The organism is Blastomonas sp. CCH1-A6 (assembly GCF_001556365.1).
In the GTDB taxonomy this organism is placed as follows: Bacteria; Pseudomonadota; Alphaproteobacteria; order Sphingomonadales; family Sphingomonadaceae; genus Blastomonas; species Blastomonas ursincola.
The window spans coordinates 1-1,283 of the sequence record NZ_LSIS01000048.1 but is presented as its reverse complement, the minus strand read 5'-3'; the positions used below and the strand labels follow the sequence as shown (position 1 = coordinate 1,283).

Genomic DNA, 1,283 nt, shown 5'->3' with positions numbered 1-1,283 from the left:
CGTAAGCGGGGCGCTGACCCCACCTTGCGCTGATCGCTGACAGCATCGACTTTGCGCGCCTCTGCAATGATTGAGGCGCTGCTCCTATGATAATCCCTGGTGACGATCCTGTGAGTAAGGGTGCTCAGCGGTTTGAGGTGTTCACCGGCGCTGGCAGGCGCAGGGATTGGCCGCCTGAGGTGAAGGCATCGATTGTCGCGGAGTGCTGGCCTGGAGGGGAGCCGGTCAGCGCTGTCGCTCGGCGCCATGCACTGGATCCGTCGCAGATTTATGGCTGGCGCAAGGAGCTGATCAGGCAGTTCAAGGAACAGGGACTGGACGTTTCCTCATTGGAGACAGAAGGTGCCGCCTTTGTGCCAGCGGTGATCACGCCTGACCCTGTTCCAGAGGCTGGGCCTTCACGTCGCAGCCCACGCCGTCTACGCCGCGCTGCATCTGCCGTGGTCGAGCTGGAGATCGACGGTGTCGCTGTAAAGATAGCTCGCGGTGCCGATGCTGGTGTCATCGCAGCGGTCATTGACGCGCTCAGGACGCGTGCGTGATCGGCCCTGGCCCTGGCACGCGGGTGATGGTGGCAACGCGGCCCGTGGATTTCCGCAAAGGTCCTGACGCACTGGCCGCATTGGTCAGCGCTGAGTATGGCGGCGATCCGTATTCCGGGGTGATCTATGTCTTCCGGGCAAAGCGCGCTGACCGGATCAAGCTGGTCTGGTGGGATGGCACGGGCCTGTGCCTAATGGCCAAGAGGTTGGAGTCCGGAGGCTTCAAGTGGCCTGGTATCCAGGACGGTGTGATGCGCGTTACGGCAGCCCAACTTGGCGCTTTGCTGGAGGGTCTCGACTGGCGGAGGGTGCATGGCGGACGCCGCCCGATAGCGCCGCAGATTGCCGGTTGACGAGGCTTTCGTCTGCTGATTCACTGCCATCATGCTGATGGAAGCGGACCTGCCGGAAGACATCGAAGCGCTACGTGCGCTGGCGCTCGATCAGTCCCGCAAGCTTGCCGACGTGACGGTTGCCAAGGGCGAAGCTGACGCAGAGATCGAGCGGCTGCAGTCGATCATCGATGCGTTCATGCGACACCGTTTCGGCCGCAAGTCCGAACAGCTCGATCCCGACCAGCTCCAGCTGGGCCTTGAGGATATCGAGACGGCACTTGGCGCAGCCCGTGCGGCGCGTGAGGCTGGAACGGCTCAGCCCAAGGGCGATCGTCCCCGCAAGACCAACCGCGGTTCGCTGCCTGCGCACCTCGAGCGGATCGAGCAGATCGTCGATATCGACGAT

At 63.2% G+C, this 1,283-nt stretch carries 3 protein-coding genes; all 3 read left to right on the top strand.

Annotated elements, in window-relative coordinates; translation table 11 throughout:
- The first annotated feature begins 86 nt into the window (after positions 1-86).
- Entirely contained in the window at positions 87-542 is a 456-nt protein-coding gene (gene tnpA / locus AX735_RS02115) for an IS66-like element accessory protein TnpA (protein WP_066045783.1), read from the top strand.
- The gene (gene tnpB, locus AX735_RS02110; protein WP_066045784.1) at positions 539-895 is read left to right on the top strand and encodes an IS66 family insertion sequence element accessory protein TnpB; all 357 of its coding nucleotides are present in this window, start codon (positions 539-541) and stop codon (positions 893-895) included. Before tnpA ends, tnpB begins: the two co-directional genes overlap by 4 nt.
- Before the next feature lie 31 nt (positions 896-926).
- Positions 927-1,283, top strand: a 357-nt coding sequence (locus AX735_RS02105) for a transposase (RefSeq protein WP_202189480.1), incomplete at its 3' end; no start/stop codon positions are given.

Coding starts and splice junctions, on each gene's coding strand:
- tnpA (WP_066045783.1), top strand. CDS start 87: ATGATAATCCCTGGTGACGATCCTGTGAGTAAGGGTGCTCAGCGGTTT.